The following is a 19,322-nucleotide window of genomic DNA, read 5'->3' as shown; positions in this document are numbered from 1 at the left end:
TTAGTTTATAATGTGCCTGGCAAAATTGCTAGTTTGATAAAACCGGCTAAATTTTGAAGCACTGCATTCAGGGGAAAAAGAATAAGACAAAAGCTAAAGGGATTTAGATGATGCTTTTGGCCAAACCTTTATAAAACTTTTGAAAATGACTGGAGAGAAAATGAATTTCAGAGCAACCTGGTCTATGGCGGTTGGCGGAATGGTTGGCGGCGGTATCTTTTCTGTATTAGGTGTGATTATCGAGACAGCTGGCCAGTGGGCCTGGTTGAGTTTTCTTATTGCAGGTGTCATATCTTTAATTTCTGCCCATAGCTATAGCCAATTATCTACTAAATATAGCGAAGGGGGTGGCGCATTTACTTTTTTGAGAGAAATTAACCACGGTGGATTTGCAGGGAGCCTTTCCTGGATTCTGATCCTTGGTTATATTTTAACCATGGCTGTATATGCATTCACCTTTGGCCACTATGTAGCATACGTTTTTAATATGGGGAACTGGCTGCCCCGTGTTCTGGCATTGCTGATCATTGCCGTTCTTGCCGGAATAAATTTAAGGGGTGTTGGCGATGCTTCCAGACTTGAAGTCATAACTGTTTACGGTAAAGTTTTTGTCTTAATTGGATTAGCCGCTTATGGTCTTGTGGAATGGAATCCGCAGCAACTCACCCAGGGCATTAGTCCTAAGCCTTGGCATATGGCCATTATTGGGGCTGGTACTATTTTTATGGCATATGAAGGTTTCCAATTATTATCCTATGACTATAAGGATTTAAAAAAACCAGATAAAACATTACCCAAAGCAACTATCTGGGCTGTACTGGCTGTAATTGTCATATACATTTTAGTAAGCTTTGGTGCAACCATGATTGTGGGCGCAAAAAAATTAATTGAACATAAGGAAATAGCATTATCAATAGCAGGAAAAGAAATATTAGGTACCACGGGTTTAATAATTGTTACCATAGCCGCTGCCTTTTCTACGGGTTCCGCCATTAATGCCACCCTTTTTTCTACAGCAAGATTAATGGAAAGTGTGGCTGAGAAAAAAGATTTACCGCATTTGTTTACCAAGGAGAATCAACATAAGATTCCTTTTTATGCGGTATTATTTATAGCAGCTGTGGCTGCTTTGCTGGCGATGATTGGTAGTTTGTCCAAACTGGTTGATGCTGCAAGTATTATTTTTCTATTCACTTTCGGCGTTGTTAATTTAATTGCATATCAGCAGGAGGTAAAACGTAACTGGCTTTCTTTGGTGGGGGCCATCTGTTGCGGCCTGGCAATTATTGCCGCAATTTGGGTCCACATTCAAAAAATGCCCTATGTAATAATTGCATTAATTACAATATCTTTATTGATATTTATATTCAGACCTTACTTAATAAAAAAGATCAGACAGTAATTTATGCCTGTCATTCGGGAATCAGGGATTTCATTTCAGTAAATTACTATAAAGTATTTGCGTCATTGATACTATAAGGTGAGGCCTTGAAAAACCAACAAAGATGTATTTTTAAACTTATGGAGCAACAAATTGAAGAGCAGGATTTTAATAATATAAATGTTCTTAACCATACTTTTGCTAAAAGCTATGAATCCTGTCATTTTAAAAATTCTAATTTTTCTAATGCTAATTTAAAAGGAATACTTTTTATTGATTGTGAGTTTAAGGAATGCGACCTGAGCAATGCCAACCTGAGTCATACTTCTTTTCAGAATTGCAATTTTACAGATTGTAAAATGATAGGGCTGCTTTTTAATAATTGTGAACCATTCGCCTTTTCTATTTCCTTAAATGAATGCATCTTAAACCATTCATCTTTTTTCGGTATGACGTTGCCAAAAACAAATTTTCAAAACTCAAAATTAAAAGAGGTAGATTTTTCCGATGCGGATTTGTCAAATTCAATATTTTTAAACGCTGATCTCTCCGGTGCTATTTTTCAAAATACGATTCTTGCCAAAGCCGATTTTCGAAATGCTGATAATTACAGTTTAGATCCTGAAAATAATATATTGAAAGGAGCTAAATTTAGCCTGTTGCAGATCAGTGGGTTGCTTGATAAATATAATATTACAATTGAATAATAATAACATAAATGGCTAATCAATAAGTTTTATAAAAATAATAATTATGAGTTTATTAAGTAAATTAATGGGTAATTCATCCAGTATTTCTAAGGAAGATCTGGTTGAGAAATATGGTCGTTTATTGACCGAAACCGAAGAAATTGAACTTGGGTTTTCTTTATTAAGAGATGTTTTTATGTTTACCAGTAAGCGACTTATTTTAATCGATGTACAGGGGCTTACGGGTAAAAAACAGGAATACTTATCGCTTCCTTACCGACATATCTCGCGATTTTCCCTGGAAACCGCCGGCACCTTCGATTTAGATGCAGAGTTAAAGATCTGGATATCCAGCGAAAATGAACCAAGTGTCAGCAAACGCTTTAATCAAAGTATTGATATTTATGCCGTTCAGAGATATCTGGCGCAGAAGGTTATTTGAACTATAGCCCTAGGTGGTTTAAATTTTTCATAACCTAAGCTTAAAATTTAGAAAACGGTAGAATTGATTTAAAAGCTTTCTTTTGGATAAGCCCAAATTTTAATGGAAACCAAAGAAACTATTCTATCCGACCAACAGTTATTACTAGATTTAAGGAATGGCAATGAAACTGTTTTTCCTTTAATTTTTGACCGGTATTGGAAAAGGCTCTATTCCTATGCCTTTAAAATCTATCGTGACGATAAGGTTTGTGAAGATATCGTTCAGGAGATTTTTATTAGTCTTTGGGAGAAGGCCGCAGCGTCCCAAATACTGAACCTTGAGGCCTACTTATTAAGATCGGTCAAATACAGGGTGGCTAATCATATAAGAAGTCTTAAATTCTCCGATAGCCAGGAAGAAATTCTTGAAAGTATTCCATATCCTTCCAACTCAATTCTTAACCTGGAGTACCAGGATTTCGAAAAAGAGGTGCTGGCCAAAGTAAAAAAGCTGCCGCCCAGATGCCGGGAAATTTTTATCCTTAGTCGTTTTGATAATTACAGCAATTCAGAGATTGCCCAGAAACTGGATATTTCTATTCGTACCGTGGAAAAGCAAATAAGTAATGCCCTTTCTTACCTTAAAGCTAATTTAGATAGTTCCCATTTTGCGGGAATTATTACCGCAATGTTGCTCCAATGTTAACTAGCCCGGCTTAATATTAAGACTCTTTTAAGATGTGATTTTTTAGTACGTGTTCCCCTGGAAAAATGTGACTTATAGTTAAAAGCAGGTTTTGGATAAACACGAACTTATATATCTAGCAGAAAAATATGCAGCCCGAAAAGCGAATTCCCAGGAAAAGCTGGCGGTAGATATTTTCTTCAAAAAAGTGCAGGAAAAGGAAGCTTACCCCCTGGTGAGCCTGAACCAGGAAATGCGTGATAAAATCTTTGGTCGCATAGAGAATAAAATTCAGTTCAAGGCTAATTCCCGAAAAAAGCACTGGCAAAGAATACTGGCCTCTGCTGCAGTTCTCTTGCTGTTAATGGCAAGCGTTCTGCTTACTTTACTTCAGGAGAATAATCTTACCCAAATTGCTGCTAAAGGGGAGAAGAGGGAAATTATACTCAAGGATGGGAGCAGGGTTTTTCTGAATTCTGGTTCTAAAATCAGCTATCCCGAAAACTTTAAAGAAGACCGCAGAATATCCCTGGAGGGGGAGGCCTTCTTTGAGGTCGTTCCCAATCCAAAAAAGCCCTTCCGAATTTTAGCAGGCACGACACAAACCAAAGTTTTAGGTACCTCATTTAATATTAACGCATACACTAGAGGAAGGGAAAAAATAAGTGTTAATACCGGTGTTGTTGAAGTTGCATACGGCAATGATCTTTCTAAAAAAATCAAGCTTACCAAAGATATGCAGGCTGGTTTTCGCGGCGACGCTAAACCCTTAATTACGCAAGACAATAGTGCCAACTTCAATGCCTGGACCAAAAATATTATTGTTCTAAATAATACGAGCCTAGGGGAAACCGAAAAAATTCTTGAAAACTGGTTTGATGTAACCATTGAATTTTCTAATCCTGTTCTGAGAAAACTCACGATCTCGGGAAAGTTTAATAATGAAAAACTCCCGACAATACTCCAGAGCATCGCGCTTATCAAAGATTTACATATTGATTATATAAACCCTAAAAAAATAGTTATAAGAGAACAGACGGAAAGAAGTAATTGAATTAGCCAAGAAAAACAAACCCGTTTCTGCTGCAACAGAAACGGGCTATAAATAATCAGACTACAAATATTAACCTATAGCCAAATTGTAATGAATACTAAACTACAATTTTTTCTAAATTATTTAACTAAAACCCTACTGCTTTTAGTGTTGGGAATGCTCATTTTCTCAACCGGGCCCAAAGCTTGGGCAGCATCAAATAACGATTTACAGATAAGTATGGAAGTTGAAAATGCTTCAATAAGAGAAGTTCTTTCAGCAATTGAAGCTAAAACCGGATTCACCTTTGTCTTTGACAATCGTATAAGCCAGGTAAAGCATAGTTTTACTTTCCAGGTCAGCAATGCAGAATTAGCGAGTATTTTTAAGCGAATAACTGCTAAGACAGGTTTAGAATTTAAGAGAATAAATCACACTATCAGCGTGGTAAGTCCCGATAGGGCCCAACTTAGTGTTAATGGAAAAGTCCTTGATTCCGATGGGCTTCCCCTCCCGGGTGCCACTGTATTAGAAGTTGGAACCTTCAACGGGACTACCACTGATTTTGATGGTAATTTCACATTAAATGTGTCTGAATTCCCGGTTAATCTGGAAATTTCCTTCATAGGTTTTAATACGTATCAGCTCAGCGTTGAGAATTCAGAGCCCATTCAGGTAAGGCTTGATGAGAATGCCAATGCACTTAACGAAGTCGTAGTAACAGCTTTAGGTATAAAAAGGGAGGAGAAAAGGTTAGGGTTTTCCCAGGAAACAGTAGAGGCGGAAAATCTTTCTCAAACTGTTCCCAATAACTGGTCTGCTGGATTAAAGGGAAAAGTTTCTGGTTTGAATATAGTTTCCACGGGATCTGGGCCTATTAATTCTCAGCAAATCACCTTACGCGGTAATAATTCGCTTAATCCCAATGGAAATTATGCCCTTATCATAGTTGATGGTGTACCTATTAATACAGAAATGACAACTTCTGGATCTTCCAGTGCATATATGGGAGGGGATTCTCCTGTAGATTTCGGAAATGGTATTTCAGATATTAACCTGGAAGATATAGAAAGTGTTTCCGTTTTAAAAGGCCCCGGAGCTACTGCTTTGTATGGAAGCCGCGCTGCAAATGGAGCCTTAATTATCACCACGAAATCAGGGGCCAATCAAAAAGGCCTTGGAGTTTCTTATAATACCAGTACTACCTTTGATGTAATCCAGCGCTGGCCGGATTTTCAATATGAATATGGGCAGGGTACCGGGAAATCCTTTAATGACGCCGGGGAGCCTTACTATTCTTACGGAGGGTCAGAAGACGGCAATAGTACTGGTGGAACCAGTAGTGCCTGGGGACCACGATTTGATGGACAATATTATTATCAATACGATCCAGAAATAGGCGGTCAGTCTCAACAGCGCCAGCTTTGGCGTCCTTACAAAGATAATCGTAAAGACTTTTGGCGCACTGGTTTTACCACTAACAATAATATTACCCTTCAGGGAGGTGATGAAAATGGTTCCATGCGAGCTTCGGTAGGTCATCAGTTAAACCAATGGATTATGCCAAATACCGGTTTTGAGCGCATCACCGCTTCAGTGAATGCCAAATACAAGGTTTCACAAGCCATTGAAGTTGGATCAACTTTAAATTATAACAATAGGAGTAGTGATAACCTTCCAGGAACTGGTTACAATAATGGCTCTATCGCTTATTTTATGATCTTTCAAAATCCAAATGTTGATTTAGACTGGCTAAGACCCATTTGGCAGGAAGGGCAGGAGAACCTTGAGCAGATTCAACCTTTTAGCTCTTATATAGATAATCCATTTTTAATCGCTTACGAGGCCACAAATGCGCTGGCAAGTAATCAGCTAATTGGCAACATCTTTACCAATGTGCGGTTTTCACCTAAATTGAATTTGTTATTAAGGACATCCCTAAATACTTATTACCAGGACAGGGAGCAAAAGCGTCCTTACAGTATTAACCGATATGCCCGCGGATATTTTAAAACACAGGATATATGGAAGCAGGAAGTAAACGCTGATTTTTTACTGACCTATGAAGATAAAATTAGCAAGGACATTTCATTTTCCGTATCAGCCGGAGGAAATGCGATGGATTACAAATATCGCCGTACTGATGCCTATATAGATGGTTTAGTTGTACCTAACGTTTATAAACTGGCCAATGGAATTAATAATCCCATTGTAAATACTTACGATCGTAACAAGAAGATAAACAGTTTATACGGCCTGGCTTCTTTTTCATTTAAAGACATGGTCTTCTTGGATGTAACCGGGCGAAATGATTGGTCCAGTACGCTTCCCGTGCAAAACAATTCGTTCTTTTATCCTTCAGCAAACACCAGTATTATCCTTTCTGACATCTTTGATTTTTCAGGTCCCGTCGACTATTTAAAATACCGGTTCTCTTTTGCACAAGTAGGTAACGATACCGATCCTTACAAAACCAGCAAATATTACAGCCAAAATGCGTTTCCTAGTTCAGCAGTAGCACCTACAAACCTTTACAATGCCAATTTTAAACCTGAAATTACTACCAGTTATGAAACTGGTATAGAAGCCAGGATTTTAAAGAACAGGATCTACCTGGATGCTACAGTATACCAAACCTCTACCAAAAACCAGATTATTTCTGTGCCTTTAGATATTACCACAGGTTACAGCTCTGGAGTATTGAACTCGGGCGAGGTTAGGAATAGGGGTATAGAACTTACCTTAAATGCTAAAGTTTTTTATACGGATAAATTTAAATGGACCACGAATCTAACATGGGCGAGAAACTGGAACGAGGTGCTCGCACTAGCTGATGGTATAGACGGTCAGCAAGAAATTGGCACAGGAGGGCAGGCGAGAATTATTGCCAAAGTAGGGGGCACCACTACTTCCATCTACGGAGCTGGATTTGTTCGTTCCCCCGAAGGAGATATAGTTTATGACAATGCTGGTTTACCGGCCTATCCCGATGATATTATGTATATAGGTGATGCCAGCCCTGATTGGCGTGCTGGATTACAAAATAATTTCAGATATGGGAATTTTGGACTCAATCTCTTGCTTGATGGTCAATATGGTGGGATTATTTATTCACAAACCCATCACAAAATGGTTCAACAGGGAAAATTGAAATCTACATTTAGAGGAAGAGAAGAAGGAGTGATTATAGGGGAAGGCGTGGTTTTAAATGAAGATGGGACCTATTCCCCCAATACTACCCAAGCCATTACGCCGGACTGGTACAACCGTTATTATCGAAGGGCCAATGTAGAGTCTAATTCCTTCGATGCATCCTACCTAAAGCTTCGCGAAATTAGTTTGCAATATAATTTCCCAAAACAGTGGTTTGCAAAGAGTACTATCCAGGATATAAATCTTTCCATATTTGGGAGAAACCTGGCGGTCATATCAGATTTTCCGATTTATGATCCGGAAACAGCGGCATTAAACGGGGATACAATTTTACCGGGTGTAGAGATGGGCCAGATGCCTTCTCCTGCCACCTATGGCTTTAATTTACAAGTGAATTTATAAAAAAATGAAGATGAAAAGTATAAAATTCTTTAGTATCGTGGTGATAGCAAGTTTATCGCTAGTTGCCTGTACCTCCAATTTCGAAGAAATAAACGAAGATCCCAATCGAATAGCAGAAATAAGCCCGGGGACCCTTATCAATCCCATTATTTATGGCCTGGCCACACATAATGCAAACAGAAGTGCCAGTATCACTTTTGACCTTATGCAGGTTTCCCTACCCTTCCCCAGTGTTTCTGGAGGTTTGCACCGCTATGATGTTAGCCCCAATATCGGGAATTCCTCCTGGTACAATTACTACAAATGGCTGAATAATATCAGTGAAATGAGAACCGCTGCTGTAGATGCAGGGGATGTTAATTATGAAGCTATTGCCCTTACTTTAAACGCCTGGGTATATTCCAATCTTACCGATATTTTTGGTCCGGTACCCATGACAGAGGCGGTCAAAGGAGAGGAAGGAAATCTTTATCCTGCTTTCGATTCCCAGTCTTTTATTTATGAAACCATACTTGCTGATTTAGAACGCGCCAATCAGCTTTATGATACCGAAGCCACCATGGTTTATGCCGAGGATATCTTATTTCAAAATGACGTAAACAAATGGCAAAAATTCACCAATTCTTTACGTATGCGATTATTGTTGCGAGTTTCAGGCCGGGAAGAAATGAACGCTTTTCAGCAATTATCCACTATGATCAATAATCCTACAATCTATCCGGTTTTCGAGAATACTGAGGAATCGGCCATCTTACAGGTTACGGGAGTGACTCCAAATGTTTCCCCCTGGGGAAGGCCGCAGGATTTTAGATTAAGTGTGAGCTTATCAGAATTCTTTATAGATAATTTAAACGAGTTAGAGGATCCCAGACGTCCTGTTATCGCAACAATGGCTACGGATCTAGATAATAATCCAATCGGTTACAAAGGAATTCCCAGCGCTTATGAGGGACCGGAATCTCAATTTGAATTTAATCCTTCCACCTTCAATATTGAACAGGTAGAAAACCCGATGCAGATATTTTTGCTGACTTATGCCGAGGTTGAATTCATAAAAGCTGAAGTGGCACAAAGAGGTTTTGTCGGAGATGCCCAGACCCATTATCTAAACGGGGTGAAGGCTGCTATTAAACAGATGGAGACCGAAGTACCTGAGAATTATTTTGAAAATGAAATGATAAAGTATGATGGAACTTTAGAGCGAATAATGCTTCAAAAATATTATGCACTTTATTTTACCGATTATCAGCAGTGGTTTGAATATAGAAGAACAGGTTTTCCGCAGCTTCCAAAGACAGAAGCAATGCTGAACGATGCAGTGATGCCGGTGAGATTTCCTTATCCTCAGGATATTCAGGTAAATAATAGGGAGAATTATTTAGAGGCCGTTGAAATGCTTGGAGGCAATGATGACATCAATGTAAAGGTTTGGTGGGATAATTAATAATCGAAAAACATTTAAATAATGAAAAAAATACTTGCACTTTTAATTTTCGGCTTTTTCAATTTGAGCCTGAGTTCACAGGAAACTGCTTCGGGTTATGTTTTTGAAGACAGCAATCAAAACGGAAGAAAAGACCGACGGGAAAAAGCAATAGCTGAGGTAGCCGTTACCAATGGAAGGAATGTTGTCCTTACCGATAGAGAGGGGAAATATAATTTGCCGGTTGGAAAAAATAATATCATTTCCATCATAAAACCTGCAGGTTACAAGCTGATAAAAAATGAAAACAATCTGCCACAGTTTTTTTATAATCATAAACCGCAGGGATCACCAGATTTAAAATTTACCGGAGTAGAACCAACAGGTGAATTACCAAAGCAGGTAAATTTTGCTTTAATTCCTTCCCAGGAAAATGAAGAATTCACCTCCCTTATTTTCGGAGATCCACAGCCTTATACTCCACAACAGGTAGATTATTTTGCTGATGGAATTGTCGCAGAAGTAGAAGGTGTAGAAAATGTTTCATTTGGCTTAAGTCTTGGAGATCTGGTAGGTGACGATCTGGATCTATTCAACCCCTATATTAAAGCAGTCAAAAATATAGGAATCCCTTGGTATAATTTATTGGGTAATCACGATCTCAATTTTGATGTGGAATCCGACACGATCTCCGATGAAACTTTTGAAGCTCATTTTGGCCCGGCTAATTACGCGTTTAATTATGGGAAAGTTCACTTTTTGGTTTTAGATGATGTTTTATATCCAGATCCCAGAGATGGAAAAGGTTATTGGGGAGGCTGTAGGGAAGATCAACTTGAGTTTATAGAAAATGATCTAAAACACGTTCCTAAAGATCATTTAATTGTTATTGCAATGCATATCCCGCTTAGTGAACCAGATGGAAGGGATACTTTTCGGGATCAGGACAGGGAGAGGCTTTTTCAACTTTTAAAAAAGTATCCAAACACCCTTTCGCTTTCAGCGCATACCCATATCCAGCGCCAGGATTTCTTTGGAAAAGAAGAGGGCTGGCAGCAGGATAAACCGCACCATCATTATAATGTGGGAACGACTTCGGGAGATTGGTATTCCGGTAAATTAGATGAAAATAATATTCCGATTTCCACTATGCGGGATGGAACTCCAAAAGGCTATGCATTTATAACATTCCAGGGAAATAAATACAGTATAGATTATAAAGTTGCTGGAAAACCTGCAGCTTATCAAATGGAAATTTTCGCGCCTAAGGTTGTGGCGCAGGGAAGAGGGACCAGCGCTGGAATTTATGTTAATTTCTTTATGGGTACCCAGGGTGATGAGGTATTGTACAGAATAGACGATGAGCCGTGGAAAGAAATGCAGTATTTGGAAGAATATGATCCTTCTTATGTAGAGATGGTTTATGAATGGGACTTAACGGAAGAATTAATGGCAGGTAGAAGGTCATCCAACCCTATAAAAAGTGAGCATCTATGGCGCGGTAATATTCCAACTAAGCTGAAAACTGGGGAACATACAATAGAAATAAAAGCCACCGATATGTTTGGACAAGTCCATACAGCCAAAAGCAATTATAGGTTGGCAGAACCCATCGAATAGTTTAAATTTTGTGTTAGTTTGCAAGGCCTGCCCACAGTTCTCTATTTTTCGGGTGGGCCTTTATTTTAAAATTTAAGAAAATGAAATTTATAAAAGTCATATGGCTATCACTTTTGCTTGTTGCTATTGGTTGTAAGAACAAAAAGGAACAGGACAAAGAGCTCCAGGAAATCAAATCAGAAAGACTTTCGATTCAGGTACAGGGACATCGGGGAGATAGGGGGAATTTCCCGGAAAATAGTATTCCTGCATTTCTTAGTGCAGTAAAAAAAGATGCCGATGTGATAGAATTGGACGTGGTGATTTCCAAAGATAATAAAGTAGTGGTTTCTCACGAGCCCTTTATGCACTCACTGTATGTGTCGACCCCTTCAGGAGATACGATTTCAGAGGAAAATCAGGAGAACTTTAATCTCTACGAAATGACTTATGATAGCATCAGGAGGTTTGATGTGGGTTCAAAAGGAAATAGCTTGTTTCCTGATCAGCAGAAACAAAAGACCTACAAACCATTACTTGCCGAGGCTATAGATTCGGTAGAAAATTTTATTTTGAAAAATAAGCTGGAGCCGGTGAAATATAATATTGAATTGAAATCTTCTGAAAACGAATATGGAATTTTTCAGCCGAACCCAAAGGAATTTGTAGCATTAGTGATGCAGGTTATTGAAGAAAAAGGACTTGAGAATAAAATGAATTTGCAATCTTTTGATGTGAATATTCTCAATGAAATCCATGCAAGTTATCCTGAAGTTGAAACCGCTTATCTGGTTTACATCGAAGGCATTCAAAGAAACCTTGATTTACTTAATTTTCAGCCGGAAATTTATAGCCCCAATTATGGTTTAGTTAAAGATTCTGCGTTTGTGGATTCCATTAAAGATATGGATATGAAATTAATTCCCTGGACTGTAAACGAACCGGAGGCCATTAAGAAAATGATAGAATTAGAGGTAGATGGGATTATAACCGATTACCCAGAAAGGGTGCTTCAATTTTTAGAATCTGAAATTAATCGTTAAAGATCCTTTCTCAATACACTTCAATTGTTAAGCTCATATGAAAGAAATAAACATTGTTTTAATGGCTCGGTTTTTTATCGTTGAAGAAACTGTCCGGCTCACTTCCTTTAAGCAATTCAAGAATTATGAACCTCTAGATAGTTAGAGTTTCTTAAAAAAATCGTGATTAAAATTATATCGTATAATTAAATACCTGGAAAATTACTAAAGTCATAAAAAGAAGCATTTCTATGTATTTAATTACGTAAAAATACGTAATTTGTTTTTTCAGTTATTATCTTGCAATAATAATTGGAACACCATGATTCAGGTAGATAAAGCATTGGAATTAATAGCATCCAGCATATTTAAGATGGAGCCAGTAATGCTTCCTCTTGCGGAGGTTCAAGGAATGACCTTGGCTTTTGATACCTATTCACCGATAAACCTACCTAGCTTCAGAAATTCCGCAATGGATGGTTATGCGGTAATGCTCAATAGTTGTAATTCTTACACGTTGAACCAGGAATTAAAAGCCGGCGATTCTGCTAAAATTCGGTTAAAGGCGGGAGAGGCCACTCGGGTATTTACCGGGGCTGCAGTACCAGAAAATGCCGATACTGTAATTATTCAAGAATGGGCGCAGCTAGACGGGAATACCGTAAAATTTATAAAAAAACCAAAAAAATACGCAAATATACGTAGTGAAGGTGAGCAGTTAAAATCCGGGGAACTGGTGTTTAAAAGTGGGTTGGTATTAAATGAAGCCTCTATAGGCTTGTTAGCCGGACTCGGAATTGCTAAGGTTGAGGTTTATGCAACTCCAAAAGTAGGAATACTGGTAACCGGAAATGAATTACAGCAACCTGGCAAAACCTTGAAACCCGGTTGTATTTATGAAAGTAATTCTATAATGCTCGAACTGGCATTAAAAAAGGCTGGAGTCGATCAAATCACAAAATATCGGGTCAAAGATGATTTTCTAAGGACTAAGCAGGCCATTGAAAAAGCTCTGGATCAGAATGATCTGTTGCTTATTTCCGGTGGAATTTCAGTGGGCGATTACGATTTTGTAAAAAAAGCACTGCTGGCCAACCATATCAATGAGGTGTTCTATATGGTAAAACAAAAACCCGGAAAACCGCTATGGTTTGGTAAAAAAGACAAAAAGATAGTCTTTGCCCTGCCCGGAAATCCGGCTTCGAGTTTAAGCTGTTTTTATGTATATGTCCTTCCTGCAATACGGAAAATGACCGGAAAAAAATTTAGGGCCAATCTCAAGACGGCAATTTCAGCGGAGAGAATATTTAAACCAGCAGGAAAAACCTTCTTTCAAAAAGCCAAAGTTGAAGATGGTAAATTAAGCATCCTAAAGGGTCAGTCGTCTTCCATGTTACATTCATTTGCTGTAAGCAACGCCCTGGCTTGTATCCCTGAAAATGTTGAAGAAATCCCGGAGAACGGGGAAGTTGAATATTTTGAATTGGACCTGTAATGCTGTACCCCGAACTCAACATAGTATTTTTATTTATTCTTGTTATGGTTTCATTCATGTATGCGGTTGTGGGACACGGCGGGGCTAGCGGTTATTTGGCACTTATGGCCATTTGTGCATTTCCGGTAAGTTTTATGAAACCCACAGCGCTCGTACTTAATGTGGTGGTTTCGGCAGTAGCATTTTTATTTTTCAGAAAAGGAAATTTTAATCGCCGGTTGTTTTTATGGCTGGTGCTGGGCTCAATACCCGCTGCTTTTTTAGGTGGATATTTAAGTATTCCTGCTCAGTATTTTAAACTAATTCTTGGTGGATTTTTACTAATAGGTGCACTCCGGATTTCAGGTTTCTTCGGAAAGGAAAAAAGCAGGATTGTTCAGCCAAAATTACTTATAGTCATCATTGCTGGTATGATTATCGGATTATTGTCAGGTATGATAGGAATTGGTGGTGGAATTATTTTGAGTCCCTTAATTGTGATTTTAGGATGGGGAACAATGAAAGAGGCTGCGGCGATTTCAGCCTTGTTTATATTGGTTAATTCTTTAGCCGGTCTCACAGGTTTTTTTGTTCAGGGCGGATTTATTCCTGCTGAAAGCTTCTGGTTGTTGCCAGCCGTTTTACTTGGCGGAAGCCTGGGCGCGTATTTCGGAAGTCAAAGGATTTCGGCATTGAGCCTGCGATATATTCTTTCTGGGGTTTTGGCTTTAGCCTGTCTAAAACTGGTGATATTATGAAAAACCAAATAAACACCTATATTTTGTGCGGCGGAAAAAGTTCGCGGATGAGAACTGAAAAAGGCCTGGTTTATTTCCGCGGAAATACTTTTATGAGCTGCATTTTAAATGCGGTAAAACCAATATCAGAAAACATTTGTCTGGTCACCTCAAACAGGGATTATGAAAAGTTCGGATTAGAACTGGTTAAAGATATTTTTCCTGAAAAAGGTCCGCTGGGCGGGATTTACACTGCTTTACATCACTCTTCAGCAGAAAAGAACTTAATTCTAAGTTGTGATATTCCGCTTATTAGTACCGAAATCATTGAAAGACTACTAAAAATAACGGCCCAAAAATATGCTGAAATCAGTTACCTGGCCGATTCCGAAAATGAATTTCCGCTTATCGGTGTCTATGAAAAAAAATTGACCAAAGCTTTAGAATTCAGCCTTCAGTATAATGAATTACGAGTACAACAATTTGTGAAAAGTCGATATTCCAGAAAAATAATTGTGGATGCCGAAGAAGCTAATTTGTTAAAAAATATCAATACACAGCAACAATTAGCGAGTTTAAATTAATCTGAAAACAAATGAAAACTTTAACCCAAATACCTAAATGTACGATAGTGGGCGCAGGCCCGGGAGACCCGGATCTGTTGACTTTAAAAGCGGTGAAATCGCTCAGTAATGCAGCCGTTGTACTTTACGACGCCCTGGTGAATCCTGAAATGCTGGAGCATGCCCCCCGCGCTGAAAAAATCTTTGTGGGAAAGAGGAAAGGATGCCACGCCTATGCCCAGGAACAAATCAATGAGCTTATCGTAAAATTTGCAAAGGAAAAAGGTGCAGTGGTTCGCTTAAAAGGCGGTGACCCGTTTGTTTTCGGTAGGGGGAGTGAAGAAAAAAATTATGCTCAGGCGCACGGAGTAGAAGTTGAGGTGATTTCAGGAATTTCTTCGGCTGTTGCGGTACCTTCTTCGGTTGGAATTCCAGTAACACAGCGCCATATTGCCGAGAGTTTTTGGGTGATTACCGGAACAACTTCAGGGCATAAGCTTTCTAAAGATGTGAGCCTGGCTGCTAAAAGCTCGGCAACGGTGGTAATTGTAATGGGAATGGGAAAACTCGCTGAAATAGCTGCTTTATATAAAAATGAAGCCAAAGATGAAATGCCGGTTGCAATTATCCAAAATGGCACTTTAAAGGAACAAAAGCTTATTGCCGGGAGTATTGGGAATATTGAAAACCTTGCCAAAGAATATGAATTAGGGACCCCGGCAATCATCATTATAGGGGAAGTGGTTAAAGAATGTGAAGCTTATAAAAAGCAGCTCAGCACTACAGAAGTCGATGAATTTCTTCTTCAGAATCTGGGGTATTTGCATATCCCAAAATCAGCTGAATTATGTTAACAATAAAGTATTTTGGAATGATGGCCGAAGTCGCAGGATGTGATGAAGAGAGATTGGCCTTAAATGAAACTAATTTTTCAAACTTAATTTTGGTCTTGCACGAAAAGTATAATATACAGAAGCTAGCGGTTCAGGTAGCCGTAAATCGAAAAATTAGAAAACAATGCGAGAATTTCAGGTTAAAGGATAACGATGAAATAGCGGTTTTACCGCCATTTTCAGGAGGCTAATTATGCAGCGATATAAGAAACAAATCGGCCTGCCACAAGTTGGCGAAAATGGTCAGGAAAAATTAAAAAACAGCAAGGTCCTTGTAATAGGAGTGGGCGGCCTGGGCTGCGCTGTTTTACCCTATCTCGCAGCGGCCGGCATTGGAAAATTGGGTCTTGTCGATGGCGACCGGGTTGATGAGAGCAATTTGCAAAGACAGGTATTGTTTCGGGAAAAAACGGTTGGGAAGTTTAAAGTAACCGAAGCCCGGAAACAGCTTTTAGCATTGAATTCTGAAGTGAAAATTGAAAATTACCAGGAATTTCTAAATGGAGAAAATGCGCTGCAATTGATTAAAAACTACGATTTAGTAGTGGATTGCACCGATAGCCTTGCTGTTCGCTACCTGATTAACGATGCCTGTGTTTTGAGCGGGAAAGCCTTTGTTTATGCTTCGGTTTATAAATTTGAATTTCAGGTTTCGGTTTTTAATTTTAAAAGCGGGCCGACTTACCGCTGTTTGTTTCCAGATGAAAAAGCCGAAGTACAGAATTGCGAAGACGCAGGGGTTTTGGGTACCACCGTTGGCCTGTCGGGAATGTTTCAGGCTACCGAAATACTAAAAATCATAATGGATGCCGGGGAAGTGCTTTCAGGAAAACTTTTGATGTACAACACGCTTTTTAACCGGCAGGATATTTTTGAGTTCAGCAAAATTGAGGACTTAAAAATCGATAATGATTTCTATAATAGGCAATATATTCAACCTTTTTCCGAAGAAATTTCCGCGGAAGAAATAAATGAAAATGCCATTTTTTTGGATGTAAGAGAAGGCTACGAACAGCCAAAGATAGCTTTTCCGAGAATGCTTGAAATTCCGCTTCGAAACCTGGAAAATGAGCTTTGCCTCCTAAATCCTGAAGAAGAAATTCAAGTGATTTGCCAAAGTGGAAAACGCAGCCTGGCCGCCGTAAAAATTTTGAAGGCTTATAATTTTAAAAATGTGAAAAGTATTTCAGGAGGGGTGATCGCTCTGCATAAATTGAATGAAGTGGTCGAAACAACTTAAGGTGACTCTGAATTTGATTCAGGGTCTATGGTATGGCAAACTACAGGCTACCGCATTTTTGGCGTAGCTCGCAATGACGAAAGAACCTCTCCTTGACAAGGGCACGACTAAAGCAATCTCTTAAATAAATATCCTAAAAAGCGAAATCTGCAAAACAATTGCAAATTAGGTCATTATATTCTGAAATAAATAAATGTCGCTGATTCAATAATTATTAAATTTTAAAAAATGAAAAAAGTATTTATAGAAGGAGCTATTCAACCCGGATTTGTTGCCCAGGCCATTGCGAAACATCAAAGCAAGAAAAATATAGGTGCTCATAATATTTTCCTTGGTCAAATTCGAGCCGATGAGGTTGACGGGAAAGAAGTCACCGCCATAACCTATTCGGCTTATGAAGAAATGGCCAGGGAGAAGATGCACGAGATTCGGGAAGATGCTTTTACAAAGTTTAATCTTACGTGCATGCATATTTATCATAGCCTGGGTGAAATTAAAGCGGGGGAAGTATGTTTTTTCGTTTTTGTCTCTTCAAAAAGAAGAAAAGAAGTTTATGAAGCCACAGAATACCTGGTAAACCGGGTGAAAAGCGAAGTCCCGATTTTTGGAAAAGAGGTTTTCGCTTCAAAAGAATTTCAATGGAAAGTCAATACATAAATTATGGTAGATATCACACACAAAATAAAAACCCTGCGCACCGCCACGGCAAAAGCCGTGGTGAAACTGGGTGACCAAGCCACAAAAAAAGCCCTTTTGGAGAATAAAGTTCCCAAAGGCGATGTTTTTGAAATGGCAAAAACCGCGGGATTGTTTGCGGTAAAAAATACGAGTCAGAGTATTCCCGACTGTCACCCGCTTCCGGTGGAATTTACAGCAGTAGATTATGAAATTGAGGGCTTGGAAGTAACCATAAATGTCACCGTAAAAACCGTTTATAAAACCGGGGTAGAGGTAGAGGCGATGCACGGCGCATCAATTGTGGCTCTAACGATGTACGATATGCTGAAACCTCTGGATAAAAATATTGAAATCAGAAATATTTCCCTGGTAAAAAAATCGGGCGGGAAAAGCAGTTTTCAGCAAAATAGCCGACGAAAATTAAAGGCTTGCGTTGTGGTTTGTTCCGATAGCATCTCGGAAGGAAAAAAAGAAGACCACGCCGGAAAGGCAATTATTGAAAAACTGGAAGAAAGCGGCGTTGAAATCGCTTCTTACGAGGTGATTCCCGATGAAGCCGAAATTATTCGAAATAAAGCATTAACCTATTCAGGGGAAAATGATTTGGTGATTTATACTGGAGGAACGGGACTTTCTTTTCGAGACGTAACTCCCGAAGCTTTGGAGCCGATTATCGAAAGGCGAATTCCCGGAATTGAAGAGGCCATTCGAAATTACGGGCAGGAGCGTATGCCGTATGCAATGCTTTCACGAAGCCTGGCGGGAACTATCGGCAATTGTTTGGTCCTTGCATTGCCAGGTTCAACAAGTGGTGCTCGCGAATCTATGGAAGCAGTTTTCCCCCATCTGCTTCACGTTTTTAAAATTTTAAGGGGAGCAAAACATCCTGAAAATGTCTAAGACAACCGCAGTGCTTACCGATAAATTTGGTCGAAATCATAATTATTTGCGTATTTCCTTATCGGAAAAATGCAATTTGCGCTGCAATTATTGTATGCCTGAAAACGGGGTGCCGCTCACGCCCAGAAGCGAGTTGATGACGGCTGAAGAAATTTACCAAATCGCAAAGGTTTTTGTGAAAAACGGGGTTGATAAGATAAGGTTAACCGGAGGAGAGCCTTTGGTTAGAAAAGATTTTACGGAAATTCTTAAAAAACTTTCCACCCTGGATGTAGAACTTGGAATCACCACAAACGCAATTTTGGCTGATAGGTTTATAGCCGATTTTAAAAAATACGGACTCAAAAAAATCAATTTGAGCCTGGACACTTTAGATGAAGGGAAATTTAGGGTAATTACACGGCGCGATCAGTTTCAGAAAGCCTATGATAATATGCTATTGCTAATTGATCAAGGTTTTAATGTGAAAATTAACGCGGTCTTGATGAAGTATTTTAATGAAGATGAAATCAACGATTTTGTGCTTTTTACCCGAAATCGGCCAATAAGCGTTCGGTTTATCGAATTTATGCCTTTTGATGGAAATAAGTGGAGCAAGGATAAACTGGTTTCCCAGGAAGAAATTATGGCGAAAATAATCTCTTTTTTCGGGATTGAAAATGTCCTCGATCTAGATAATGAACCGAATTTTACTTCCCGCGATTTTAAAATAAATGGATTTCAGGGAAACTTCGGAATAATCAGTTCGGTAACCAATCCTTTTTGTGATGGCTGTAACCGCATTCGCTTAACCGCTAACGGAAAAATCAAGAATTGTTTGTTTTCTAACAAAGAAACCGACTTGCTCGGTGCTTTTAGAGATGGAGAAAATATTGAGCCATTAATAGAAAACCGAATGTTTAAAAAGAAAGCTAAACGTGCGGGAATGGACAGTTTTAAAAAACTTCAAAACCCAGAAAAACACAGTAATAACCGTAGTATGATTACTATTGGAGGATAAGTGATAGATTACTTTTGGGCGTATTAA

18 protein-coding genes are annotated in these 19,322 nt (G+C 38.9%); all 18 read left to right on the top strand.

Features of this window, described 5'->3' with window-relative positions; genetic code table 11:
* Positions 1-145: 145 nt before the first annotated feature.
* The gene (locus DET49_RS11715) at positions 146-1,402 is read left to right on the top strand and encodes an APC family permease (RefSeq protein ID WP_133548293.1); all 1,257 of its coding nucleotides are present in this window, start codon (positions 146-148) and stop codon (positions 1,400-1,402) included.
* A 119-nt stretch (positions 1,403-1,521) separates the two neighbouring features.
* Positions 1,522-2,088, top strand: coding sequence for a pentapeptide repeat-containing protein (locus tag DET49_RS11710; RefSeq protein ID WP_133548292.1), 567 nt, complete (start codon positions 1,522-1,524; stop codon positions 2,086-2,088).
* 46 nt (positions 2,089-2,134) lie between these two features.
* Entirely contained in the window at positions 2,135-2,512 is a 378-nt protein-coding gene (locus DET49_RS11705; protein ID WP_133548291.1) for a PH domain-containing protein, read from the top strand.
* A 102-nt stretch (positions 2,513-2,614) separates the two neighbouring features.
* Positions 2,615-3,199 (top strand): RNA polymerase sigma-70 factor, encoded by a 585-nt coding sequence (locus DET49_RS11700; RefSeq protein ID WP_133548290.1) that lies wholly within the window; start codon positions 2,615-2,617, stop codon positions 3,197-3,199.
* A gap of 91 nt (positions 3,200-3,290) precedes the next feature.
* Positions 3,291-4,232, top strand: a complete 942-nt coding sequence (locus tag DET49_RS11695) for a FecR family protein (protein ID WP_243729626.1) — start codon at positions 3,291-3,293, stop codon at positions 4,230-4,232.
* Between the two features lie 90 nt (positions 4,233-4,322).
* Positions 4,323-7,766 (top strand): SusC/RagA family TonB-linked outer membrane protein, encoded by a 3,444-nt coding sequence (locus tag DET49_RS11690; protein ID WP_133548289.1) that lies wholly within the window; start codon positions 4,323-4,325, stop codon positions 7,764-7,766.
* A 10-nt stretch (positions 7,767-7,776) separates the two neighbouring features.
* The gene (locus tag DET49_RS11685; protein WP_410527960.1) at positions 7,777-9,210 is read left to right on the top strand and encodes a SusD/RagB family nutrient-binding outer membrane lipoprotein; all 1,434 of its coding nucleotides are present in this window, start codon (positions 7,777-7,779) and stop codon (positions 9,208-9,210) included.
* Positions 9,211-9,231: 21 nt separating this feature from the next.
* Positions 9,232-10,809 (top strand): calcineurin-like phosphoesterase C-terminal domain-containing protein, encoded by a 1,578-nt coding sequence (locus tag DET49_RS11680; protein ID WP_133548287.1) that lies wholly within the window; start codon positions 9,232-9,234, stop codon positions 10,807-10,809.
* A gap of 80 nt (positions 10,810-10,889) precedes the next feature.
* A complete protein-coding gene (locus tag DET49_RS11675) occupies positions 10,890-11,831 on the top strand; it encodes a glycerophosphodiester phosphodiesterase family protein (protein ID WP_133548286.1) in 942 nt (313 codons plus the stop codon).
* 301 nt (positions 11,832-12,132) lie between these two features.
* Positions 12,133-13,305, top strand: coding sequence for a gephyrin-like molybdotransferase Glp (gene glp, locus DET49_RS11670; protein ID WP_133548285.1), 1,173 nt, complete (start codon positions 12,133-12,135; stop codon positions 13,303-13,305).
* A complete protein-coding gene (locus tag DET49_RS11665; RefSeq protein ID WP_133548284.1) occupies positions 13,305-14,042 on the top strand; it encodes a sulfite exporter TauE/SafE family protein in 738 nt (245 codons plus the stop codon). The genes glp and DET49_RS11665 overlap by 1 nt, the downstream gene beginning before the upstream one ends.
* Positions 14,039-14,605 (top strand): molybdenum cofactor guanylyltransferase, encoded by a 567-nt coding sequence (locus tag DET49_RS11660; protein WP_133548283.1) that lies wholly within the window; start codon positions 14,039-14,041, stop codon positions 14,603-14,605. Before DET49_RS11665 ends, DET49_RS11660 begins: the two co-directional genes overlap by 4 nt.
* An 11-nt stretch (positions 14,606-14,616) precedes the next feature.
* Positions 14,617-15,438, top strand: a complete 822-nt coding sequence (cobA, locus tag DET49_RS11655; protein ID WP_133548282.1) for a uroporphyrinogen-III C-methyltransferase — start codon at positions 14,617-14,619, stop codon at positions 15,436-15,438.
* Positions 15,432-15,668: a MoaD/ThiS family protein gene (locus tag DET49_RS11650; RefSeq protein ID WP_133548281.1), complete on the top strand. Its 237-nt coding sequence runs from the start codon at positions 15,432-15,434 to the stop codon at positions 15,666-15,668. Before cobA ends, DET49_RS11650 begins: the two co-directional genes overlap by 7 nt.
* 2 nt (positions 15,669-15,670) lie before the next feature.
* A complete protein-coding gene (locus tag DET49_RS11645; RefSeq protein WP_133548280.1) occupies positions 15,671-16,717 on the top strand; it encodes a HesA/MoeB/ThiF family protein in 1,047 nt (348 codons plus the stop codon).
* Between the two features lie 228 nt (positions 16,718-16,945).
* Positions 16,946-17,374, top strand: a complete 429-nt coding sequence (locus DET49_RS11640; RefSeq protein WP_133548279.1) for a molybdenum cofactor biosynthesis protein MoaE — start codon at positions 16,946-16,948, stop codon at positions 17,372-17,374.
* Positions 17,375-17,377: 3 nt separating this feature from the next.
* Positions 17,378-18,295, top strand: a complete 918-nt coding sequence (gene moaCB / locus DET49_RS11635; protein ID WP_133548278.1) for a bifunctional molybdenum cofactor biosynthesis protein MoaC/MoaB — start codon at positions 17,378-17,380, stop codon at positions 18,293-18,295.
* Positions 18,288-19,295: a GTP 3',8-cyclase MoaA gene (moaA, locus tag DET49_RS11630; RefSeq protein ID WP_133548277.1), complete on the top strand. Its 1,008-nt coding sequence runs from the start codon at positions 18,288-18,290 to the stop codon at positions 19,293-19,295. The genes moaCB and moaA overlap by 8 nt, the downstream gene beginning before the upstream one ends.
* Positions 19,296-19,322 lie beyond the last annotated feature (27 nt).

The organism is Salegentibacter sp. 24 (assembly GCF_004362395.1).
Classification (GTDB): domain Bacteria; phylum Bacteroidota; class Bacteroidia; order Flavobacteriales; family Flavobacteriaceae; genus Salegentibacter.
The sequence above is the reverse complement of the archived record's forward strand: the minus strand, read 5'-3'. Positions and strand labels throughout refer to the sequence as shown.